This window comes from Roseibium denhamense (genome assembly GCF_009711415.1).
In the GTDB taxonomy this organism is placed as follows: Bacteria; Pseudomonadota; Alphaproteobacteria; order Rhizobiales; family Stappiaceae; genus Roseibium; species Roseibium denhamense.
The window spans coordinates 1-17276 of record NZ_SMLZ01000114.1 but is presented as its reverse complement, the minus strand read 5'-3'; the positions used below and the strand labels follow the sequence as shown (position 1 = coordinate 17276).

Sequence of the window (17276 nt, the reverse complement as noted above, 5' to 3'; positions counted from 1 at the left end):
CATGGCAGACACACTGGTTGCAGAGCAGGCTGCAAACCGAACAACGGTCCAGGTGGATCTCGGCAGCCGCAGCTATCCGATAAAAATCGGCAGATCTCTGCTCGCCGAGGCTGGTGCCGAAATCGCCAATGTTCTCCCCGGAGCGCGTCTTGCGGTTGTCACGGACGAAACCGTTGCGCGGTTTCATCTGGATGCCCTGCGAACGAGCCTGGATGCGGCAAGCCTTGATCATACCGTGATCACGGTGCCGCCCGGCGAGAGCACAAAGTGTTATGCCGAATTCGAACGGGTATGTGATGAGGTCCTGGCAGCCCGCTTGGAGCGCGGCGATGCCGTGGTTGCCCTTGGCGGCGGCGTTGTCGGCGACTTGACGGGTTATGTGGCCGCGTCCGTACGGCGCGGAATGGTATTTGTTCAGCTGCCGACAACACTGCTGGCTCAGGTGGACAGCTCGGTCGGCGGGAAAACCGGGATCAACTCACGCCATGGCAAGAACCTGATCGGCGCCTTCCATCAGCCCGCACTGGTGCTTGCCGATACAGGCATCCTCGACACGTTGCCGATGCGCGATTTCCGGGCCGGGTATGCGGAAGTGGTCAAATATGGCCTTTTGGGCGATGCCGCGTTTTTTGCGTGGCTTGAGGACAACTGGCAAGCGATCTTCTCTGGCGGGCCGGAGCGGGAAGAGGCCGTGGCAAGATCCTGCCAGGCAAAGGCGGATGTGGTTGCCGCCGACGAACTGGAATCGGGGCGCCGGGCTCTCCTCAACCTTGGGCATACTTTCGGTCATGCGCTGGAAGCAGCTGTCAGCTACGAAACATCCCGGCTTGTCCATGGTGAGGGCGTTTCCATCGGCATGATGCTGGCCCATGAATTTTCCGAGCGGCTTGGGCTGATTGGCCCGGAGACGGTTGAGCGGGTTCACAAGCATCTGAGTGACGCCGGCCTTCCGGTCAAGATACAGGATATTCCCGGGCAACTGCCGCCTGCGGAAACGTTCCTCGACATCATTGCCCAGGATAAGAAGGTGACCCGTGGCGCGCTGACTTTCATCCTAACGCGTGGCATTGGGGAAGCATTCGTCGAAAAGGGTGTCGAGCCCGCGCTCGTTACGGACTTCCTGAAGGAGAAACTGGTCCCATGACCGATACGGCCCTTTGGTTATCGATTGCTGCGGTTTTCCTGCTGCTGTTTTTGTCCGGTTTCTTTTCCGGGTCTGAAACCGCTTTGACGGCTGCGTCGCGGGCCCGTGTTCACCAGCTGGAGAAAACCGGGGACTGGAAAGCGAAAATTGCCGCGCGGCTAATCGCCTCTAGGGAGCGGTTGATCGGAGCCCTTTTGCTTGGCAACAACCTCGTCAACATCCTGGCGTCTGCCCTGGCGACAACCGTTTTCCTGAACCTGTTCGGGGAAGCCGGTGTTGCGATTGCGACCCTGGTGATGACCGCGCTTGTTCTTGTTTTTGCTGAAGTGCTTCCGAAAACCTGGGCGATTTCCAACCCGGAACGCTTCGCTTTGACCGTGTCCCCGATCGTGCGCTTTGTTGTTGCGGTTTTCGGGCCGATTGTCGCCGGCGTCGAAGTCATTGTCCGCCTGCTTTTGAAAATGCTCGGGGTGAAGATCGGCGATGAGGCTGGGCTGCTCTCCGCGCATGACGAACTGCGCGGTGCCGTCGACCTGCAGCATATGGAAGGTGGCCTTGAAAAGCATGACCGGGACCGGTTCGGCGGCCTTCTGGACCTTGCCGAGCTTGAAGTCTCCGATGTCATGGTGCACCGGACCAATATGCTGGCGCTCAATGCCGACGAGAATCCCGCCTATATCGTGGAGGCTGCGCTGGCCGCCCCCTATACCCGCTTGCCGCTTTGGCGCGGGGAAACGGATAACTTTATTGGTGTCCTGCATGCCAAGGATCTTCTCAGGGCCATGCACGCTGCGGGCGGGGATGCGACCAAGATCGACATTCTGGAGATTGCGGCTCCAGCGCGGTTTGTGCCCGACACCACCACCTTGCAGGACCAGTTGAACGCATTCCTGCGTCACAAGGCCCATTTTGCCCTGGTTGTGGACGAATACGGTGAAGTGATGGGGCTGGTCACGCTGGAAGATATTCTGGAGGAAATCGTCGGCGAAATCGCGGATGAGCATGATGTGGAGCTGGAAGGCTTGCGCCCGCAGACGGATGGTTCCGTCATTGTTGATGGTTCCGTTCCAATCCGCGATCTCAACCGTGCCGCGGACTGGAGCCTGCCGGATGACGAGGCAACCACAATCGCGGGTCTCGTGATCCACGAAGCGCGCATGATTCCTGAAGAGCGCCAGATCTTCACTTTCCACGGCTTCCGCTTCACCGTGTTGCGCCGGGAGAAGAACCGGATCACACGGTTGAGGATTATGCCTCTTGGAACCGGGCGGGTAGCCCCATCTGCAACACCGGCCGTTCCGGCGCAGGCAGCCGGTTGAAAACCCGGACATCTGTTATCTGTCCGGGACTGTCCCGAAAATCAGCCGGCATCGCTTCGTCTGACTTCAATAGCAAGCGCGTGGACCCGGTCGGCCAACTCGTCCGCCAGAACGTCGTTGATGGCCCGGTGCTGATTCACCCGTGTCATGCCGTCGAGAGCGGATGCGGCAATTTGTACCCGGAAATGGGTTTCCCCGCCTTCGCGCCAGCCGCCATGCCCATGATGCTGGTGCGATTCGTCAATTACATTCAGGAAGCTGGGGGCAAACGCACTGGTCAGCTTGCCGGTCATGGTCTCTTTTACGCTCATAATTGGTCCGCTGGTCAAATGATTCCAAAGGTCAAGTCTTTAACGCTCGCAGCCTGACTGATAATGTCTCGGGCTGTTCGCCGTTCGGCAGGAGGCGGTTCGACATTAGCCGCCTTCGCCGGATACATGCAATCTTCTGTGGCCGCGGGAGTTTCCCGGTCCGCAGTCCCGTCAACTCCGAATATCTGGCCGCATGAAACTGGATTCGAAACTCTTTGATAGCATCCGCGTCAAACCGGACAAGGAGCGGATGGAAGAAGACCGCCACCCGGTCTGCGAGCATCCGGGGTGCAACCGGCCAGGTCTGCATAAGGCGCCCAAGGGCCGTGACCGCGAAGGCCAGTATTTCCGTTTCTGTGTCGATCATGTCCGCGAGTACAACAAGTCCTATAACTATTTTAATGGCATGGGCGACGATGATGTCCGCACCTACCAAAAGGACAGCCTGACCGGGCACCGCCCAACCTGGAAAATGGGTGTCAACCGGCAGGCTGCCGACGGCCCGGATGGATATGATCCAAGGGCTAACATGCGGGAAAATGCTCAAGCCAAGGCCGAGCGCGTCCGCAGGCCGCGGCAAAGAAAATTGCTAACGCTTGAAAAACGGTCGCTTGATGTGCTCAATCTGCCGTACACAGCCCGTGGCGAAGAAATTAAGGCGCGCTATAAAGAGCTTGTAAAATTGAACCATCCGGACGCCAATGGCGGTGACAGGTCTTCCGAAGACCGCCTGCGGGAAATTATTCAGGCCTATAACGTTCTGAAAAAAGCCGGTTTCCTCTAAGCCTGCAGGGTCCTGCAAGCTTTATCCCAAAACACCCATCCCGGTTTACGGGACTGTGGAGGACTGATGACTGAAACGACGACTGCGGCGATGGCCATGCCGGATACCGAGATTTCTGTTGAAGAGGTTTTTGGCTTCAAGTCGGATCTCAAGGTTCCTGCCTTCTCCTCGCCGTCAGAGCATGTGCCGGAGCCCGATCCCGATTATCTGTTTGACCGGGCAACCACATTGGCGATCCTTGCAGGGTTTGCGCATAACCGCCGTGTGATGGTGACCGGGTACCACGGAACCGGCAAGTCCACCCATATCGAGCAGGTTGCCTCGCGCCTTAACTGGCCCTGTATCCGTGTGAACCTCGACAGTCATATCTCCAGGATTGACCTTGTTGGCAAGGACGCCATCGTCATCAAGGAAGGCCAGCAGGTCACCGAGTTCAAGGACGGCATTTTGCCTTGGGCCTATCAGCATAACGTCGCGCTTGTCTTTGACGAGTACGACGCAGGCCGTCCGGACGTCATGTTCGTTATTCAGCGGATCCTGGAATCATCCGGCCGCCTGACCCTTCTCGATCAAAGCCGGGTAATCCGCCCGCATGCGGCTTTCCGCTTGTTTGCAACGGCAAACACCGTCGGTCTTGGAGATACGTCCGGGCTTTATCACGGGACCCAGCAGATCAACCAGGCCCAGATGGACCGCTGGTCCATCGTGACAACTTTGAACTATCTGCCGCATGACAATGAAGTGGACATTGTTCTGTCCAAGGCGAAGCATTTCCAGAATGACGAGGGCCGGAACACCGTGTCCAAAATGGTGCGTTTGGCCGACATGACGCGGAACGCCTTCATAAATGGCGACCTGTCCACCGTCATGAGCCCGAGAACGGTCATTACCTGGGCCGAAAATGCGGAAATCTTCGGGGATGTCGGTTTTGCATTCCGGCTGACTTTCCTCAACAAATGCGATGACATGGAGCAATCGCTCGTGGCTGAATTCTACCAGCGTTGCTTTGGCGACGAGCTGCCGGAATCCGCCGTCAACGTTGTCATGAGCTGAGGGTACCATGGCGCCGAGGCCAGGCAGTAATTCCGTCCCGGGCAACAAGCCCGCGCCGTCCACCGAGCCGCTCAAGCAGTCGGTTGCAGGCACCATGCGTGCCATTTCCGGAGAGGCCGAGCTTGAGGTCATCTTCTCTGGTGACCGGCCTGGCCTGAGCGGCATGTCGGCGCGGCTTCCGGAGCCTTCGCGCAAAGTCAGTGCGCGCGAAGTTGCGGTAACCCGCGGAATGTCCGACTCCATGGCTTTGCGCATCGCCTGTCATGACAAGGCGCTGCATGCCAAGAACATGCCTCAGGGAACAGACGCGCGCGCCATCTTCGAGGCTGTGGAACAGGCACGCTGCGAAGCGGTGGGCGCCCGGCGGATGCAGGGTGTTGCCGACAATCTGGCAACCATGCTCGAAGACCGTTTCCGCAAGAATGGCGCCCCTGACATCAACAGCCGCGAAGAAGCGCCCCTGCAGGACGCGCTCTCTTTGATCGTGCGCGAGAGACTGACAGGGGCAAAACCGCCGCAAAGTGCGGAAAAACTCGTCGACATGTGGCGCGACTGGATTGAGGGGAAAGCGTCCTCCGAGCTGGATCTGCTGGAAGCCGAAGTCGAAGACCAAGGATCTTTTGCAACCAGGCTGCGCGATGTCCTGAAATCCCTCGATATGGCTGATGAAATCGGTGATCAGGACGAGGACATGGATCCTGATCAAAACGAGGATCAGGGCAACAACGACGAGGCTGAGACCGGCGACGAAAACGAGGAAGACAGCGGCCAGGAGGAAGCGCCTCCTCAGGAAATGGACATGTCCGGCGAAGAGCAGGACGCAGGCGAGACGGAAGCGTCCGAAATGGACATGGAGGACATGGCCGATCAGGACATGGCCGATGATTCCGATGAGCCAGGCGAAAGCGACCGCAAGGACACGTCGTTGTCCAACCGTCCTGAAACGGATTACCGGGTATACACGCACCAGTTTGACGAAACCACAACTGCCGAAGACCTGTGTGATGCGGCGGAACTGGACCGCTTGCGCGGGTTCCTGGACAAGCAGCTGACCCATCTTCAAGGCGCCGTGGCCCGCCTCGCCAACCGCTTGCAGCGCAAGTTGATGGCGCAGCAGAACCGGGCCTGGGACTTTGATCTGGAAGAAGGCCTTCTGGACACGGCGCGTTTGACCCGGGCCGTCACGGACCCGATGTCGCCGCTTGCTTTCAAACAGGAGCGTGACACCAATTTCCGCGATACGGTCGTGACATTGCTTCTGGACAATTCCGGTTCGATGCGCGGCCGGCCAATTACTGTGGCTGCGACATGTGCGGATATTCTGGCCCGGACGCTTGAGCGGTGTGGTGTCAAGGTCGAGATCCTCGGCTTTACCACCAAGGCCTGGAAAGGCGGTCAGAGCCGCGAGTCCTGGATTGGCGCGGGCAAACCGCCGTCCCCTGGACGGCTCAATGACCTCCGCCACATCATTTACAAGTCCGCGGACGCGCCCTGGCGCCGGGCCCGCCGCAATCTCGGTCTGATGATGCGGGAAGGGCTTTTGAAAGAGAATATTGACGGGGAAGCGCTGATTTGGGCGCATGACCGGCTCATGGCCCGTCCGGAGCAGCGCCGCATTTTGATGATGATTTCCGATGGGGCACCTGTCGATGACACGACCTTGTCCGTCAATCCCGGCAATTATCTGGAGCGGCATCTCCGCTATGTGATTGAGGACATCGAGACCCGGTCTCCAGTGGAGCTGATCGCCATTGGGATCGGCCACGATGTGACCCGCTACTACCGTCGGGCCGTGACGATCGTTGATGCCGAAGAACTGGCGGGTGCCATGACGGACCAGCTGGCCGATCTGTTTGACGACGAGGTGCCTCAGGATTTCAACGGACGTGGCGGTGGCCGTGGCCGCCGGCGCGCTGGCCGGCGCTGAGGCTGCGGCAAGGTGATGGAGCGGTGGGTGCCGGTGATCTCAAGCATCAACCCCCTAACTCATAACGTCCTTGCGGCGGTCATCCTCGCGCTCGTTTGGACGTGCCTTCCAGGGGCATCTGCCGCGCAAGACCTTTTGACCCAAGCCGAACCCGTCAAAGTGCGGGCAAAGCCCATCCCGACCTTCCATATTGGCAGCGCCGAGACGCGTTTTGGTCCGCTCACCTTTCTTGGTGGATTGGAAATCCTCGGATCTGACCGGAAAATTGGCGGCCTGTCGGGCTTGGTCAGTCTGGATGAAGGGCAACGGTTTCTGGCCGTGACCGACAATGGCCATTGGGTCACTGGTGACGTCACTCAAGGGCCAGACGGACGTCCGGATGACATATCAAACGTCCGTTTTGCGCCCTTGCTCGGTTCGGACGGAAAGACGCTCAGGGCCAGATGGGGACATGACACGGAAGCTTTGGCGCTCAGCGAGCCGGAGCTTTATGTAACGGCCGAAACCCGCAATGCGGTCTACCATTATCCTTGGCCGCTTCAGCTCGGTTCAGAGCGTATGGTCGGGCAATTGGCGCTGCCGGAGGACGTCCGCTCCCTGCCGCGCAACTCCGGCCTGGAGGCCTTGGCGGCGGCCCCGGCCGATGGCCCTCTTCAAGGAGCTCTGGTCGCGGTCGCAGAATCCTCGCCCAGTGATGCCCATGACTTGCAAGGGTTCATCTTTGACCCAACCGGCACGAAACGCTTTTCCATCAAGCGCCGCGACGGTTTTGACGCAACGGACGCCGTGTTTTTGCCGGACGGCGATTTTCTGCTCATGGAGCGGCGGTTCAATTTGCGCAATCTGATCGGCATGCGCCTGCGCCGGTTTGACGGAGAAGCGCTCACGCCCGGTGCGGTGCTGGATGGTCAGCTGATCCTCGAAGCCGATTTCAACACGCAAATTGACAATATGGAAGCCATGTCCGTCCATCAGACTGCGGCGGGCGAGACCATCTTGACGTTGGTCTCTGACAACAACCGCTCGCTTCTTCAGCGAACGGTTTTTTTGCGGTTCCGCTTGGATGGATAAGCCTGGAAAAGACTACGCAGTTTCCTTTGGCGTGGGCTGAAAATATCCTAGGACAATCCGGTAGGGCGCCAGCAGGGCCACGGCGACCAGCATCTTCACAAGGAAGTCGCCCGCGGCAAGCGAGACCCATAACAGGGACTGCGTGCCGTCGCTGATGCCGAGGAACGGAACCGGAAAAGCCAGCGAGCCGTCTTCCATGCCGAAGATGCCGTCGATGAAGGCGAAGCTTGCGGCAAAGGCGATGCCAAAGAACAGGACCGTGTCGATAACCGATCCGATGAGCGACGATGTCATCGGCGCTTTCCACCAGGCGAGTTTGCGCAGCCGATCGAAAATGGTGACATCGAGAAGCTGAGCAACCAGGAAGGCCGTTCCCGACGCAATCAGGATGCGCGGTGTCGTAAAGGCCTCATCGGCTGTCCAGAACAGCATGGGCACGACAATTGCCAGGCCGAAGCCCGTGATCACCACCCGGCGGGCGGCACTGGCGCCGAAACGCCGGTTGGTCAGATCGGTGACGAGGAAGGCAACCGGATACGTGAACGCTCCCCACGTCAGTGTATCGGCCAGATTGATGCCGCCGACGACATGCTCGACCGGAAACTGAACCAGGAAATTGGAGGCTACAACGACAAGCGCCATCGCGAGGACCGCGATGGCGTAGTGAGCCACGGAGAAACTCCGGGTATCCGTCATGTCTAATCCTTTACGGATTAAGCAGCAGCAGCTTCTGCCTGCTTGCGCTTGATGCTGACCTTGATTTTGCGGGCCGCATCGGACAGCTGCGCATCAGATGCTTTCAGCAGATACGCATCGAGACCACCGCGGTGTTCGACGGAGCGCAGTGCATGTGCGCTGACTTTCAGCTTGAAAGCTTCGCCCAGAGTGTCGCTGATGAGGGACACGTTGCACAGGTTCGGCAGGAACCGGCGGCGGGACTTGTTGTTTGCGTGAGAGACGTTGTTACCCGTCATCACATCTTTGCCGGAGAGTTCGCAACGGCGTGCCATGATATCACCTTTTGTTTTCGTGGCTGGGCCGTTACATGGAACCCAGCAAGACCAACCGAAGGCGGCGCGGACCTGAGGGCCCGGCGACGGCGTCTCCGGCAATTCTCGGAAAAAAGTTGCCCCGCTATAATGGGTGCTGGCGGCAACGTCAAGACATCTCCGCCGGTTTGGCGAGAATCTGTGCTCAAATCCAAAGACCCGCAAAACGTTAACCAGAGAGTTACCATAATTTAGAAAAATTGACAGCGTTTCGCCGGAGGAAATCGTGTTACAGTCGATTCCCACGGAACACTTTGGCGCGGGGGCGCGATTTCGCTGCTTTAGAAGGCGGTCCGGAGGTTTTGAAAGTGTTTGGTTTATTGTCTCTCGGGCGCTTCGCCGCCTTGCCTGTGATTGCAGGCGCTTTGTTGGTGACGCCGGTTGAGGCGAAAAAGAGCAGTGTCGGCGGCCTCTATTCGATCTCGATAGCCGGGTTCAAGGTTGGCCGCGGAACCCTGTCGCTGGTCATGCAAGGCAATGCGTATTCCGCAAAGGTCGGCCTCGAACCGGCCGGCATCGGGACCTTGTTCTCAACCGGCAAGGGCGGGGCTGAATCCGCGGGCTGGCTGGTTGGCTCCAAAGTCGTTCCATCCAAGTACCGGATGGCCTCTCACGCCGCCAATCTCGATTTCTATGTCAATCTCGCGCAAGGCTCAGGGCATATCCGCTCATCGGAAGCTGCGCCCAAATTCAAGCCAAATGCAGAACGCATCAAGGTGACGAACCGGCACAAACGCAATGCCATGGATCCCTTGAGTGCGGCACTGATGCCGGTGCGTACCTCCAAGGATTCGCTTGGACCGAAAGCCTGTGCCCGGAAACTCCCGATATTTGATGGCTGGACCCGGTTCGACATCAAGCTGAGCTATGCGGGAACCCAAGATGTCTCGGGCCGTGGTTATGATGGCCCGGTCGTTGTCTGCAAAGCCAAATGGGTGCCTGTCGCCGGCCACCGCCCTTCAAAAGCGTCGGTGAAATACATGGCCAAAGCAGACATGGAGGTCTGGCTTGCCCCCATGGGCCGGGAAACCGTTCTTTTGCCCTATAAAATCTCCATGCAAACGAAAAACGGCCGTCTTGTCGTGGAAGCGAAAAAACTCAACATTGACGGAACGGGAAGCGACCAGGCGTCCCGCTAGCGCCTGCCGGACATTGACGGGTTGCCTTTGCAATAGGGCCGGGACCGTCTTACATCATCGGCGCAGGATGGGCTGAGGCTTGCGCGCCCTTGCGTCTCTTGGTACAGCCGGTCTCAAAGTGTTGTCGGAGCGCTTAGGAGCATTCCGAACCCAAATTCCCGCTGGTGTGCCTCCCTGGACACCGGCGCTTTCAGGTAAGCGAGTAAATGCACAGCTATTTGGATTTCGAAAAACCCGTTGCGGAAATCGAAGGCAAGATCCAGGAATTGCGGGCTATCGCCGCAGAAGATGGTGAAGCCGTCAATGTCGAGGGTGAAATCGACCGGCTTAAAACCAAATCCTCGCAAACACTGAAAGACCTTTATGGAAAACTGAGCCCTTGGCAGAAGACACAGGTTGCCCGGCATCCGGACCGTCCGCACGCGCTTGACTACATCGCAGGCCTCATTGAGGACTTTACCCCGCTTGCCGGCGACCGCAAGTTTGCCGAAGATCATGCCATGATCGCTGGGATCGGCCGGTTCCGGGGGCAGTCCGTTGCTGTGCTGGCCCAGGAAAAGGGGCATGACACCGAAACCCGCCTGAAACACAATTTTGGTATGGTCCGCCCGGAAGGCTACCGGAAAGCGGTCCGTGTGATGGAAATGGCCGAGCGGTTCGGTCTGCCGCTGATCAGCCTCGTGGATACATCGGGTGCCTACCCGGGCCGCGGGGCAGAAGAGCGCGGGCAATCTGAAGCCATTGCACGATCCACCGATGTCGGCCTTGGCCTTGCCACGCCTTCAGTTTCCGTTGTGATTGGCGAAGGCGGATCGGGCGGGGCGATCGCGATTGCGACAGCCAACAAGGTCCTGATGCTTGAGCACGCCGTTTACTCTGTCATTTCGCCGGAAGGGGCCGCCTCAATCTTGTGGCGGGACAGTGCCAAGGCCCAGGAAGCGGCAACTGCATTGAAAATCACGGCACAGGACTTGAAAGAGCTAGGGGTGATCGACGGCATTATCGACGAGCCTGTTGGCGGTGCGCACCGTGCACGTGAAATCGTCATTGATGCAGCCGGATCCGCGGTGGAATCAGCCCTGAAAGAACTCGATGGGCTGTCCTCGGATGAGTTGCGGAAGCAGCGCCGCGAGAAGTTCATCGCGATTGGCCGGACACTTTCCTAGATCTTCTTGTGATCATTAGATTGGGCCTTTGATTTGCCGCCGGACGAAACCGTCCGGCGTTCTGCGTGTTTTTCCTTGGCCCTTTGCCATTGTGTGGCCAGAATTGGGCGTCATTGAAGCCGCAAAGCGCTCGTAATGCGTTCTGAGCGGTAGATATACTTGTTGCTATCACTCAATTGTTGATCGCAGCCATGCGCTTTGCGCAGTAACTTGTCGTCAACCATCATTGCCTTAGCCTGAATAACGGGGCGAAGCGTTAGGGCCGGATGTAATTCTTCTGCAGGAGATCTGCAGGATCCGGCATGCGCTATTGAGTTTGGGATAGACACATGGCCATTTGGCGCTTCGTGAAATCGGCAGCTATGAAGCATAACGACATACCGCGCGGCTCGCAGCGGCGGGCGGTAAAGATCGGCGCTGCTGTTCTGTTGGCAGGCTTTCTGGCTGCCTGTCAGGCGGACGAATATGGTGTTGGGCCAAAGCACCTGCGGCCGGTAAGCGCAGATATCAAGCGCAAGATGTCCGATCTCAACATGAGCAAGACCTCTCCGATTATGATCCGGATCTTCAAGGAAGAATCCGAGCTCGAAGTCTGGAAACAGGCGCGGACCGGCAAGTTTGAACTGTTGGAAGAGTTCGAAATCTGCAAATGGTCCGGCAAACTCGGTCCGAAATTCAAGGAAGGGGACCGCCAGGCGCCGGAAGGTTTTTACGAAATCACGCCCGCCCTTATGAACCCCAACTCAAGTTATCATCTGGCCTTTAATCTTGGATACCCGAACCCTTATGACCGGGCGCATGGCCGTACCGGTTCGCATTTGATGGTCCATGGCGCCTGCTCGTCCCGCGGATGCTATGCCATGACCGACGAACAGGTTCAGGATATCTACGGTCTGGCCCGCGACAGCTTCAAGGGTGGCCAGCGTTCGTTCCAGGTTCAGGCCTTTCCGTTCCGGATGACGCCGGAAAACATGGCCAAGCACCGTGAGAGCGAGCATCTCGATTTCTGGAAGATGCTCAAGACCGGGTACGACCACTTCGAAGTGACGAAGACCCCGCCGGTGGTCTCGCATTGCGAGAAAAAATATGTGTTCGATGCCACTACCCTGGTAGAGGGCGTGCCGTTCCGGGCCAGTGGCAAGTGTCCGCAATATGAAGTGAATCCGCGGATTGCGTCGGCAGTCGCAGCCAAGCAGCGCAAGGACGACGAGAAATTCCAGATGCTGGCTGCGCGCTTTGATGCCCGCGAAGAGCGTCAGCAACGGTGGGAAGAGCGTTCCAACCGGTTTGCCAATGTCCTCGGCGGCGGCGGGGCCGACGAAGAAACCGTAACCTCCGCACCCGTAGATCAGGCAGCTCCGCAGAGCACACCGGTGGAAACGGCCGCAACACCGGAAGCTGCGCCAAGCCGCCCGGGGGCAGCTGTTGAAACCGCTTTTGCCCCCAAAGACCAATCCGCAATTGGTGCTGCTGGAAGCTTCTTTTCCCGGCTTGTGCCTTTTGGTGGCAAGGACAAGCCTTCAGCCAATATAGGCCCGATCGAAACGGAGGCTGTTCCGGCGGCCAAGCCTTAAGTCTATTTTCGGATTTACTGCACAGGCGCTGGAGGCAAGCCTCCGGCGTAACCTTCCCTGACCACAGCGGGGTCATAGGCCTTGCGCGCAAACACCTGCCGGACCATCGGTGTGAATGTCTCCAAGGGCTCAGTTGGATAGTCCGGATCGAATGAGGACTGGTCCCAGCGTTCGCAAAAATCCGAACACGCTTTGAAGTGCGGATGATCCTTGAACCGGTCGCGGGCGTCCGCATCCCAGTTGTAGTGGTGGGCATAATAGATCATCTGGAAAATACCATGATGCTCGACCACCCAGGCGACTTCCTCACGCACGAATGGACGGATGACTTCCGCTGAAAACCGGTCATGGTTTTGAGGCGCCAGCCCGTCTCCGATATCATGCAGAAGCGCGCCAACGATCCAGTCGATATCCGCCCCGTCTTTCAGCGCCCGTGTCGCGGATTGAAGGCCGTGTTCCATGCGGGTGATCTTGTAACCGGTCATGGTGTCCTCGCCCTGCCGCTGCAATTCGGCGAGAATCCGGTCTGCGGTCAAGGCGTGATAGGGCTGTTCCGCGTTGGCCAGGAGGTCGTAGTCCTCTTTGGTTCCGTCCTTCATTTGTGTGAATGATACGGTTTTCATCACCCTCTCCCTCAGCTCTGCCGGTCTCGAAAACACATCACATCGGGATCAAGGCCCAATAGTCGAAATCGAGGATGACGTTCTCCAGATAGGCGCCTTCGTGATCCTGTGCCGGGAAATCGTCGCATGGCCTGTTCTTCGTCGCAACGAGGCGCAGGCGCAGGGCGCCGACATCCGTGCGTCCTTCAATCTCGGACCGGTCCAGCACCTCGGACCAGGCATAAACCGTATCCCCGGCGAAAAGCGGCCCAACATGGCGGCCACCGTTGACGGCGGCCACATGGAACGCATTGGCAAGGCCATTGAACGATAGGGCTCTTGCAATTGAAATCACATGGCCGCCATAGACCAGCCGGTGACCGAACCGGCTATGGGCTTCCGTGTGCTGATTGAAATGCACCTTCGCCGTGTTCTGATAAAGCCGAGTGGCAAGCTGATGCTCGGCTTCCTCCACGGTCATGCCGTCGACATGGTTGATTTTCTCGCCGATCTCGTAATCGGCAAACCGGTAGTCCGCGCCGGACAGGTCGTTGTCCCATTTGGCTGTATCGAGCAGTGGTACCGCACTGCCAAGCGCCTGGGGATCGAGGGCTGCGGGCAATTCAGGAACAACTGGATCGGGCGCTGGGCTTGTGGCATCGCGCTTGTTCACCATCACCCAGCGGACATAGTCGAGGACTTCGGTGCCGTCGGACTTGTAGCCCGTGGACCTGACATAGACGACACCGGTGCGCCCGTTGGAGTTTTCCTTCTTTCCGATCACCTCGGAAACGGTTGAGAGCGTGTCACCGGGATAGACCGGAGCCAGGAAACGGCCGCCCGCATAGCCCAGATTTGCAACCGCATTGAGGGAGATGTCGGGGACGGTCTTGCCGAAAACGATATGGAAGATCAGAAGATCATCGACCGGGGCATGGGCATATCCAAGGGCCTTTGCAAAGGCGTCGGAGGATTGGACCGCAAAGCGGGGGCCATAGAGGGCCGTATAGAGCGCTTGGTCGCCGCTTGTAACCGTGCGCGGCGTGGCGTGGCGGATGACCTGCCCAACCTGGAAGTCCTCGAAAAAATTACCCGAACTGGTTTTGCTCACCGCTGCCTCCCGCCTTTCAATTGTATGACGCAGATTTAGCCGCGTGCAGCGCACACAAGCAAGTGAGACGTTTTGCCGATCCTTTAGGGAAGGCCGGATTTTCCGTGCCAAGCCGGTCAGCCCGCAGGACGGGGCGCCCGTTATCTGCAAGTCTCGGCAAGACGATCGGGGAACCGGACTACCCTTGTCCCAGCAGGTTTCCGGTGGAAACGGACAAGAGACAGGCCGTATACTTGCAGCCCCATTACACCGTTAATCGACGACCCGGAAGCGGACGCCTTCGGAACTTTCATAGCGCCCATCGCCAAGCCGTTTGAAGCTGACACAGCTGGTGCCTTTTGCCGGGCCGCTCGGAAATGTCGAACAAATCTGGTTGCCGCGTGCCCGCCAGGTGCCGTCAACCGATCCAAGAAGGGCCCTTGCGGAGACGACTCCGCCCGGCATGTAGCGCATGGTGATGCGCATGCCGAATTTGCGGGTCACGATGGTCTTGTTCAGCATCTCTGCCTGGATTTCCCGCGCTGTCAGTGTGTTCGCATCGGCGGGGGCTGCTGCGAAAAGAACGGCCAGCAACAGACTGCCGGCAATTGCCAGATGGGGTCTCATAATGTGCTGCCTCTTGGTCAGAGCGGCTTTCCCGCGCGGTCATCATCAAAATCGGGTTGACCAGGAAGGTAGCGCCCGTCCCATCCGGTTCAACGGTGAGGCTATGCGGCCGGGATTGGTCGATCATGTTTCCACCGGCCTTAGGGTGCCGCGAACGCAGCCTGATTTTGACAGGCCGACTTGATCATCCGCCGGAGCCATTGGTGGGCCGGGTCCTTGGTGAAGCGCTCATGCCAAATCTGCGAGACGTTGAAAAGCGAGGGCCCCAGCTCCATTGGTAAAGGCGCGATTTCAAGCGCGTCACTCATCACCTGTCTGGCAAGCATTTCCGGGACGGTCATGATCAGGTCCGTCGGTGCCATCACGGCGCCGATTGTCATGAAATGCGCAACCCTGAGGGCAATCCGTCTCTTTAGCCCATGTTCGCCCAAAACGGTGTCCACCCGGCCCCCGCCTTTGCCCGTGATGCTGAGCAAGGCGTGGGAAGCGCCGGCGTAAGCTTCCAGCGTCAACTCCCTTTTCAAGAGGGGATGACCCTTTCGCATCAGGCAGACCTGGCGGTCCTGGAAAAGCGCCTGGCTGGCGACATTTTCAAGCACCGGGCCGTCTTCCACAACGCCGAAGCCAAGCGAGACTTTCCCTTCACACATCTGGGCAACCCCGGCTGCCGACAGGTTTTCAATGTCGATCTCAACACCTGGGGCCAGGTTGATCACCTGTCCCAGCACCGGCGGCAGCAGGCTTTGCGCCAGATAATCCGGAGCCATGATCCGGAAATGATCCTCCGCCTTGGACGGATCGAAGACCTGCGGCGCGAACACTGCGGAGACCTGCGCCAAGGCGTCCCGAACGGGTGCCTGGAGGGCTTCGGCGCGGGGCGTGAGCACCATGCCGCGCCCGGACCGGACCAGGAGCGGATCCTTGATGACATGCTGAAGCCGGTTGAGGGCGCGGCTCATGGCCGGTTGCGACAGGTTCACCTGATCGGCGGCCTTGCTGACGCTCCCGGTTTCCAGCAGGGCGTTGAACGCCTTCAGGAGATTGAGGTCGATGTTTTGAATATTTGTCTGGCGCATGAATAAGATATAAATCATGCATTAGAAGTATGCAAAGCCAGTCCTTAGGTTTGCGGTATCGAAGTGACCCAAGCCAAGGAGATTGCATCATGTTTGTCATTTCAGGTGTTACCGGAAACACAGGTTCCGTCGTTGCTCAAACGTTGCTCGATCAGGGCCAGCCGGTTCGCGTGATCGTCCGGTCAGCCGAAAAAGGAGCCGCGTGGACGGCCAAGGGCGCGGAGGTCGCCGTTGCCGATCTTCTTGACACTGCCGCTCTGACCCAGGCTCTCGAAGGGGCGAGCGGCGCCTATTTCCTGCTGCCGCCGGACTTGGCCAGTGCGGATTTTCTCGGCGATAGCCGCAAGCGCGCCGAATCGATCGTCGCAGCTGCAAAAGCGGCCCGTCTGCCCCATGCGGTTATCCTGTCTTCCGTCGGCGCGCAGCATGCGGATCGCGTTGGCCCGATTTCCACGGTTGCTCACCTGGAAAAGCTGTTCATCGCATCCTCGATCCCGCTTAGCGCGGTGCGGCCTGGATATTTTCTGGAAAACATCCAGGATGTGATGCCGGCGGTTCAGCATGAAAATGTCTTCCCGAGCATGATCCTGCCCCTTGATTTCAAGATCGACATGGTGGCGACCCGGGATATCGGCCTGACCATCGCTGAGGCCTTGATGACCCCGCCTTCCGTCGCGCACCGTGTGATCGAGCTGAAAGGCGCGGCTCAATATTCTGCCGAAGATGTTGCGGCCGCACTCTCCAAGTCCCTGAACCGGACCATCACGGCGGTGCCTGTCCCGCAGGAAGCCTGGATCGGTACGCTGACACAGAACGGTCTGTCCCCGCAATCGGCTGACGCAATCGCCGAGATGCATGAAAACATCAACAACGGCCGTATTGTTTTCACCGATCAAAACGCCCGCAAAGGTTCGATTGACCTTGAAACCTTTGTCGACAGGCTCGTTGCCTGATCGTGTTGCCCGATTTTTGGTGCTTGAAGAGCGGCCGTCCGGGCCGCTCTTTCGCCGATTGATCTTCTGATCAGACCGGAACAAGCACCAGACAACACCAGCTGGACACTTACCAGCACCTAAAGCGCCGCGAGGTTTCCCTCCGGCGTTTGGTTCAAAAAGGCTCCCGTTTGGCACAGGAGCGGCGGAGCGCAGCAGGCTTTGCCTTGCGCCACTTGTTTAAATTGTTTCTTCGGCAAAAGCTGTCACGCCCCGCCCGGGCTTTTTCTCATGGGCTTCATCCCCGGCCATCGAACAGACGCGTATCAGGCTGTTACCAGCCACCGCCGAACGCCCGTCCGCTTCCGAAGTGCCCACGCGGATCATGCGGCCTACCCTCGGGTCCCGCCCA

Annotated in this window: 17 protein-coding genes; 10 read left to right on the top strand and 7 right to left on the bottom strand. The window is 58.6% G+C overall.

Translation table 11 applies throughout. The features are described 5' to 3' along the window. Position 1: 1 nt before the first annotated feature. Positions 2–1144, top strand: a complete 1143-nt coding sequence (aroB, locus tag E1180_RS17580) for a 3-dehydroquinate synthase (protein WP_155193139.1) — start codon at positions 2–4, stop codon at positions 1142–1144. Then, the gene (locus tag E1180_RS17575) at positions 1141–2463 is read left to right on the top strand and encodes an HlyC/CorC family transporter (protein WP_155193137.1); all 1323 of its coding nucleotides are present in this window, start codon (positions 1141–1143) and stop codon (positions 2461–2463) included. The genes aroB and E1180_RS17575 overlap by 4 nt, the downstream gene beginning before the upstream one ends. A 41-nt stretch (positions 2464–2504) precedes the next feature. On the opposite strand, the gene E1180_RS17570 is transcribed toward E1180_RS17575, so the two are convergent. Continuing rightward, positions 2505–2774, bottom strand: a complete 270-nt coding sequence (locus tag E1180_RS17570) for a BolA family protein (protein ID WP_155193134.1) — start codon at positions 2772–2774, stop codon at positions 2505–2507. 193 nt (positions 2775–2967) lie between these two features. Between E1180_RS17570 and E1180_RS17565 the strand changes: the two genes are divergently transcribed. The 4 genes from E1180_RS17565 (at position 2968) to E1180_RS17550 (ending at position 7609) form a co-directional block, all read left to right on the top strand. Beyond that, positions 2968–3558, top strand: a complete 591-nt coding sequence (locus E1180_RS17565; RefSeq protein ID WP_155193132.1) for a J domain-containing protein — start codon at positions 2968–2970, stop codon at positions 3556–3558. A 66-nt stretch (positions 3559–3624) separates the two neighbouring features. Further along, positions 3625–4611, top strand: a complete 987-nt coding sequence (gene cobS / locus E1180_RS17560) for a cobaltochelatase subunit CobS (RefSeq protein WP_155193129.1) — start codon at positions 3625–3627, stop codon at positions 4609–4611. Positions 4612–4618: 7 nt separating this feature from the next. Next, complete coding sequence (cobT, locus tag E1180_RS17555) at positions 4619–6538, top strand: cobaltochelatase subunit CobT (RefSeq protein WP_155193122.1); 1920 nt, start codon at positions 4619–4621, stop codon at positions 6536–6538. Between the two features lie 27 nt (positions 6539–6565). Further along, positions 6566–7609, top strand: a complete 1044-nt coding sequence (locus E1180_RS17550) for an esterase-like activity of phytase family protein (RefSeq protein ID WP_208997216.1) — start codon at positions 6566–6568, stop codon at positions 7607–7609. A 12-nt stretch (positions 7610–7621) separates the two neighbouring features. Here the strand turns inward: E1180_RS17550 and E1180_RS17545 are convergent, their stop codons facing one another. Further along, complete coding sequence (locus E1180_RS17545) at positions 7622–8305, bottom strand: queuosine precursor transporter (protein ID WP_155193119.1); 684 nt, start codon at positions 8303–8305, stop codon at positions 7622–7624. A 17-nt stretch (positions 8306–8322) separates the two neighbouring features. Next, positions 8323–8619: a 50S ribosomal protein L28 gene (gene rpmB, locus E1180_RS17540; protein ID WP_155193117.1), complete on the bottom strand. Its 297-nt coding sequence runs from the start codon at positions 8617–8619 to the stop codon at positions 8323–8325. A gap of 347 nt (positions 8620–8966) precedes the next feature. Here rpmB and E1180_RS17535 point away from each other — a divergent pair, with 347 nt between their 5' ends. The 3 genes from E1180_RS17535 to E1180_RS17525 all read left to right on the top strand — a co-directional run bounded on the left by E1180_RS17535 (position 8967) and on the right by E1180_RS17525 (position 12537). Further along, on the top strand, positions 8967–9797 hold the full coding sequence (locus E1180_RS17535; protein ID WP_208997215.1) for a DUF3108 domain-containing protein: 831 nt from the start codon (positions 8967–8969) through the stop codon (positions 9795–9797). Positions 9798–10003: 206 nt separating this feature from the next. Further along, a complete protein-coding gene (locus tag E1180_RS17530) occupies positions 10004–10963 on the top strand; it encodes an acetyl-CoA carboxylase carboxyltransferase subunit alpha (protein ID WP_155193116.1) in 960 nt (319 codons plus the stop codon). Positions 10964–11292: 329 nt separating this feature from the next. After that, entirely contained in the window at positions 11293–12537 is a 1245-nt protein-coding gene (locus tag E1180_RS17525; RefSeq protein ID WP_208997214.1) for a L,D-transpeptidase family protein, read from the top strand. A gap of 14 nt (positions 12538–12551) precedes the next feature. On the opposite strand, the gene E1180_RS17520 is transcribed toward E1180_RS17525, so the two are convergent. The 4 genes from E1180_RS17520 to E1180_RS17505 form a co-directional block, all read right to left on the bottom strand. After that, positions 12552–13160 carry an HD domain-containing protein gene (locus E1180_RS17520; protein WP_208997213.1) on the bottom strand — a complete coding sequence of 203 codons (609 nt, stop codon included), beginning with the start codon at positions 13158–13160 and terminating at the stop codon, positions 12552–12554. Between the two features lie 37 nt (positions 13161–13197). Continuing rightward, positions 13198–14250, bottom strand: a complete 1053-nt coding sequence (locus E1180_RS17515; RefSeq protein WP_283404567.1) for a MaoC family dehydratase — start codon at positions 14248–14250, stop codon at positions 13198–13200. 252 nt (positions 14251–14502) lie between these two features. Further along, entirely contained in the window at positions 14503–14856 is a 354-nt protein-coding gene (locus tag E1180_RS17510; RefSeq protein ID WP_155193113.1) for a hypothetical protein, read from the bottom strand. Positions 14857–14996: 140 nt separating this feature from the next. Continuing rightward, complete coding sequence (locus tag E1180_RS17505) at positions 14997–15950, bottom strand: LysR family transcriptional regulator (protein WP_155193111.1); 954 nt, start codon at positions 15948–15950, stop codon at positions 14997–14999. A gap of 71 nt (positions 15951–16021) precedes the next feature. Here E1180_RS17505 and E1180_RS17500 point away from each other — a divergent pair, with 71 nt between their 5' ends. Beyond that, positions 16022–16885: an NmrA family NAD(P)-binding protein gene (locus E1180_RS17500; protein WP_196220635.1), complete on the top strand. Its 864-nt coding sequence runs from the start codon at positions 16022–16024 to the stop codon at positions 16883–16885. The last annotated feature ends 391 nt before the right edge of the window (positions 16886–17276 follow it).

Excerpts from the sequence above, each read along its gene's own strand:
- aroB (WP_155193139.1), top strand. The coding sequence starts at position 2 with ATGGCAGACACACTGGTTGCAGAGCAGGCTGCAAACCGAACAACGGTC.
- E1180_RS17575 (WP_155193137.1), top strand. The coding sequence starts at position 1,141 with ATGACCGATACGGCCCTTTGGTTATCGATTGCTGCGGTTTTCCTGCTG.
- E1180_RS17570 (WP_155193134.1), bottom strand. The coding sequence starts at position 2,774 with ATGAGCGTAAAAGAGACCATGACCGGCAAGCTGACCAGTGCGTTTGCC.
- E1180_RS17565 (WP_155193132.1), top strand. The coding sequence starts at position 2,968 with ATGAAACTGGATTCGAAACTCTTTGATAGCATCCGCGTCAAACCGGAC.
- cobS (WP_155193129.1), top strand. The coding sequence starts at position 3,625 with ATGACTGAAACGACGACTGCGGCGATGGCCATGCCGGATACCGAGATT.
- cobT (WP_155193122.1), top strand. The coding sequence starts at position 4,619 with ATGGCGCCGAGGCCAGGCAGTAATTCCGTCCCGGGCAACAAGCCCGCG.
- E1180_RS17545 (WP_155193119.1), bottom strand. The coding sequence starts at position 8,305 with ATGACGGATACCCGGAGTTTCTCCGTGGCTCACTACGCCATCGCGGTC.
- rpmB (WP_155193117.1), bottom strand. The coding sequence starts at position 8,619 with ATGGCACGCCGTTGCGAACTCTCCGGCAAAGATGTGATGACGGGTAAC.
- E1180_RS17530 (WP_155193116.1), top strand. The coding sequence starts at position 10,004 with ATGCACAGCTATTTGGATTTCGAAAAACCCGTTGCGGAAATCGAAGGC.
- E1180_RS17525 (WP_208997214.1), top strand. The coding sequence starts at position 11,293 with ATGGCCATTTGGCGCTTCGTGAAATCGGCAGCTATGAAGCATAACGAC.
- E1180_RS17520 (WP_208997213.1), bottom strand. The coding sequence starts at position 13,160 with ATGAAAACCGTATCATTCACACAAATGAAGGACGGAACCAAAGAGGAC.
- E1180_RS17510 (WP_155193113.1), bottom strand. The coding sequence starts at position 14,856 with ATGAGACCCCATCTGGCAATTGCCGGCAGTCTGTTGCTGGCCGTTCTT.
- E1180_RS17505 (WP_155193111.1), bottom strand. The coding sequence starts at position 15,950 with ATGATTTATATCTTATTCATGCGCCAGACAAATATTCAAAACATCGAC.
- E1180_RS17500 (WP_196220635.1), top strand. The coding sequence starts at position 16,022 with ATGTTTGTCATTTCAGGTGTTACCGGAAACACAGGTTCCGTCGTTGCT.